Source organism: Gilliamella sp. Gris1-4 (assembly GCF_001690335.1).
Taxonomy (GTDB): domain Bacteria; phylum Pseudomonadota; class Gammaproteobacteria; order Enterobacterales; family Orbaceae; genus Gilliamella; species Gilliamella apicola_P.
The window spans coordinates 1-4,408 of record NZ_LZHA01000026.1 but is presented as its reverse complement, the minus strand read 5'-3'; the positions used below and the strand labels follow the sequence as shown (position 1 = coordinate 4,408).

4 protein-coding genes are annotated in these 4,408 nt (G+C 31.6%); 3 read left to right on the top strand and 1 reads right to left on the bottom strand.

Annotated features, from left to right (window positions below; all coding sequences use genetic code 11):
• On the bottom strand, positions 1 to 209 hold a 209-nt coding region (locus A9G31_RS11375; RefSeq protein WP_141671360.1), incomplete at its 3' end, for a transposase.
• 530 nt (positions 210 to 739) lie between these two features.
• Between A9G31_RS11375 and A9G31_RS03080 the strand changes: the two genes are divergently transcribed.
• The 3 genes from A9G31_RS03080 to A9G31_RS03070 form a co-directional block, all read left to right on the top strand.
• On the top strand, positions 740 to 3,382 hold the full coding sequence (locus A9G31_RS03080; RefSeq protein ID WP_065560384.1) for a tetratricopeptide repeat protein: 2,643 nt from the start codon (positions 740 to 742) through the stop codon (positions 3,380 to 3,382).
• A gap of 39 nt (positions 3,383 to 3,421) precedes the next feature.
• On the top strand, positions 3,422 to 3,745 hold the full coding sequence (locus A9G31_RS03075; RefSeq protein ID WP_065560383.1) for a hypothetical protein: 324 nt from the start codon (positions 3,422 to 3,424) through the stop codon (positions 3,743 to 3,745).
• Positions 3,746 to 4,214: 469 nt separating this feature from the next.
• On the top strand, positions 4,215 to 4,408 hold a 194-nt coding region (locus tag A9G31_RS03070), incomplete at its 3' end, for a transposase (RefSeq protein WP_081299323.1).

Here is a 4,408-nt window from a genome sequence, read left to right as displayed (position 1 = left end):
TTTTTAGACCACAAATTAAATCGCCTATAGACAGTGCTCCATTCACCAAACTCTTCTGGCAAATCTCGCCAAGGAATACCGGTTCTCATTCGGAAAAGGATCCCTTCAAACGTCATCCGATGCTCGGATTTATTATAAACTCGGCCGGTATTTTTCATTATTTGTAGTAGCTTTTCCCACCGTTTATCTGTTAGCATTGTTCTTGGCATGATGAATCGAGTTATGGTTGTTTTTGGCTGAATTATTATAACTCACATCATGCCGTCTAAAAAATAATCATGAAAGATCAACACGCCCTAATGACAACAAAAATAATACATAAAAGTCGAAGATATTTTGCCAACGATTAAATAAGCTAAATTACATATTACTAATAAAATATAATCTATTTATTTGATATTAAACGATTAATTAATATCAATCAGAAAAGGTTATATGTTGTTCTATTTCTCAATAAAAAACGTTCCGGTAGAGTATTGATTTTATTTTATTTTATTTTTATATTGTCGCCAAGATTAAAAGTATTCCATTTTCCAGCATTAGGTAATATATTAAGCTAACACTATGAATATTATTGTTAAAAAGTGAAATCTTTTGCCATACGATGAAACTTATTGAGGCTATTTGCCTCCTTTTTATTGGAAATAAGTTCAAATAAATTTATTCAACGTTGCTAACTTTATAGAAAATCCCGATGTCTATTTTGAATTTGAACATGATTAATATGGATTATTACACAATGAAAAATATAAAATTATTATCTTTATTTTTAATATGTTGTACTTTTTCAAATTATGCTTTTACCGAAACAATTTCTCAAAATGTTTGGTTTCTGGCTACGAATAATAAAGATACTGTTGCACAGTATCAAGTTGCTATGGCTTATAACCCTTTGAATGAAAATGATAATTGGCGTTGCCTCCCTAATCAATTTTATCTTGAGTCAAAAGATAAAAGATTTGCTGGGTGCAAAGATAAATCTGCCGATAAATATATCGAATTTTTAACTAAAGCAGCCAAAAATTCATCCCCATCTCCCCTTGCCCAAACAGACTTGGGCATAGCCTATATTGAGGGAAAATTAGTCGCTAAAGATATTAAAAAAGGTTTGTATTGGTTAGAGAAGGCCGCATCACCCATTTCAGATAAAGCAAAACTTAGTATAACTAAAGGAAACAGTAAATTTGACAAGCAATTGATGAAAAATGGCGTAGGTCTAGCTCAATACGTATTAGGTAAGCTTTATCATCAAGGCATAGAGGTTAAAGCTGATTATGATAAAGCAATAAAATACTATGAAATGGCAAGCCAAAGTGATGATTTTGGATCTTACGATGCATCGCAATATCAACTTTATCAACTCTATAAAAATAAAGTTAATAACCCCAAAATGGCTTTATATTGGCTTGAACAGAGTTTGGGGAATATGAAATATAATGATGAATGGGATGCAGCAACCGAGATAGTCGAATATTTTTTGAACGGAGGCCAGATAGATGGTTCAAAATCAGAACAACCTAATTACCCATGGGCAGCTAAATGGTTAATTGAATTTGTAAATGGTAGATCACTTAAAGATGAGACTAGGCAAAAAATGGCTTTTCAGCTAGCTTGGCTTTATTTAAACGGTTTAGGCGTTGAAAGGGATCCCAAGGAAGCGGCAACATATTATCATTTAGGGATGAACATTAATCCTAATGTTAATTTCGATATTCAATCGTCTAATGAGCAACCCCTGCAAGAACAATTTTTACTTAATGTAATTAAACCTATTTATGAAAATATCGATAATAACCAAACTATTGAATATGGTACTTTTTTTGAATCAATTTATCCTGATACATTAAGAAAAATACAATCTAAACTCGATTATGCCAATAGTCTTTATATTGAAAACGCCAGTAAAACCATAGAAGCGATATTTGGTGATAATTTAAAAGATGAACAAATTTTTTATGCTCAACTTGAAAAAGAGCTACAATCCTATAGCGATTTTGAAGAATTCCCTCATACTTCTCCTTTGCTGGCATTAGCTCAACATCGTGGAATTGCTTATGGTTTTTATCGTGATGCTGAAAAACTTATGGGTAAGTCAAGCAATGAATTAATCAAGCTTTACCAAGCTGCATTGAAGATTGAGCCTAATAATCCAATAATTTTATACCGATTTGGTACGGTATATGATTTTATTCTTCAAGATACCAACACAGCAATATCATATTACAAGCAGGCCGCCGATTTAGGGTATGCAGCGGCAAATTATCGGGTAGGGGTAATTTATTATTTAGGCAAAAACATTGAGCAAAATTATCATGAAGCTTGGCGATATCTTGACTTGGCGGCACAACAATATTATGTGCCAGCACAAAATTTTTTGATCACTATCGACAAATCACACCCTGAATTTGAATGGTTAACCACACAATACATTGAGCATCAGCAAACTTACCGTTCACCAACGGTAATGGTTGATGGTGAGGATTGGCTAAAGGTACAAAAGGAAAATAATCCGTCACCTAAAGTGATTTATCATCTTACAAAACATAATTCTGATCGTAATGGCCTAAAAACTTATGAGGGTTGCAAAGCCGCAATTGAGTTAGCAACACAGGGCAATACCTTGGCGCAGAGAGAATTAGTTAAACAATTAAATAAGAATTATTTTCTTTGTACACCAGAGCAAAATTTAATTTTTTCTTGGATTGATAGCATCTATAAGGATGATCAATATAAGCAATTCTTAAAATTGAAATACTACAAATTTACAAAAACAGATGAGCAATATCAAAAAGAACTTAACAAGTTAGCAGATAATCAAAATCATTATGCGATCATTGAATTATTAAAACATACTCGGTTATATTACGATTCAAGAGATAATAAGTATCTTTCAGATATCAAAATGCTACTTAAATCTGGTAATGTCAATGCTGCCGAATTACTTATCAAGTATTATACTGTAGATTCTTATTTAAATTCTGATTATCGTCAAACTCCCAATAGCATTTACCAACATACTAAAGCGATTTTATTAAGAAATGATTTAGCCGATTATGTTTCGGCATTACCTGAACAGACTTATACCGAGTCGAAATATATTTATGCTGATAAGATGCTTTCATCTTCTGATATTTATCAAATGTGGTTTGAACTTGCCGATATGCATGAGCAAGGTGTTGATATTCCAAAAAATAACATTTTTGCCTATGTTTGGTACAGTTTATTGGCAGAACATAATCAAGCTCAAGCATTTAATAAAGTTCAAGAATTAAAATCGCAATTAACAGCAGAACAATTAACTAAAGCTAATAATAAACTTAATCAATACCGTAATTTATATCGTTTTCTTCCTTTAACCCATGTGGAATTAAACCAAGAATAGGTATGTTTAAGTTTAGTGAGTTAATATAGGATATTAGGGATGAATGATTCAATTATTATATCAAGCAAAACAACTTCCCACTCAAAATTTTGGGTATTTGCTATAGTGTTATTAATATTAACAATAAGTGGCGGATATTATTTATGGCTGGAAAATAATCTTTCCATTCAATCATTTTTCCCTATCAAGGAAAAGGTGGTAAAAATTTATAATACACAACAAGAACTTTATAATTCTAGAGGTCAAACAGTTGTATTTAAATGCATTGTATCGATCAAATATGACGATAACCCAACAAGTTATAACTTTTTTTCTAGCTATGATGATGAGCAAAAATTTCTTGAAAATTGTATACCACTATAAAACCAAATAACAATAAACACGGGATTTTGCCCATGTTTTTGTTTCCAGAGCTGAATAAAACACTCAACAACTAACCATTATTGCCCATGGCATCATGGTTTTCGGTATGAATAACGTTAATATAGCTAGGGATGGCTGGCGTATTAACATAAAAGAATGCCCATTGAATCCCGTCTATTTTTTTAGTTTGACGTAAATATTGTTTTAGTAATATATCGTCCTGAGAATCATCTTCTGATTGCTGATGTATATAATGATCAATAAATTCATTATATGTATCTTCATCAGTCGATAAATATACATTGTGATTTTCACAATATTGTTTATATAAATCGAATAATTTGTCGACAAAAACATTATATTCTTTTTCAATATCAAACGTTTTAGGATTACTATGTAACTATCCCCTAAAATAGTACAGCAAAAAAGTAGAAAATTCTCTATGATAAAAGTAAAAGGGGATTTAATTATGAAAAAAATGACTGAACATCAAATCGTCGCTATTTTAAAAGAAGCTGAAGCAGGTATTCCTGTCAAGGAACTCTGCCGTAAATATGGCATGGGTAATTCAACTTTTTATAAATGGCGGGAAAAATACGGCGGAATGGAAACTTCGGATATCAAACGCTTAAAGGAGCTGGAGGCTGAAAACCGTAAGCTTAA

What these genes read in the sequence shown, in the direction of transcription:
- A9G31_RS03080 (WP_065560384.1), top strand. Translation starts at nt 740, where the DNA reads ATGAAAAATATAAAATTATTATCTTTATTTTTAATATGTTGTACTTTT.
- A9G31_RS03075 (WP_065560383.1), top strand. Translation starts at nt 3,422, where the DNA reads ATGAATGATTCAATTATTATATCAAGCAAAACAACTTCCCACTCAAAA.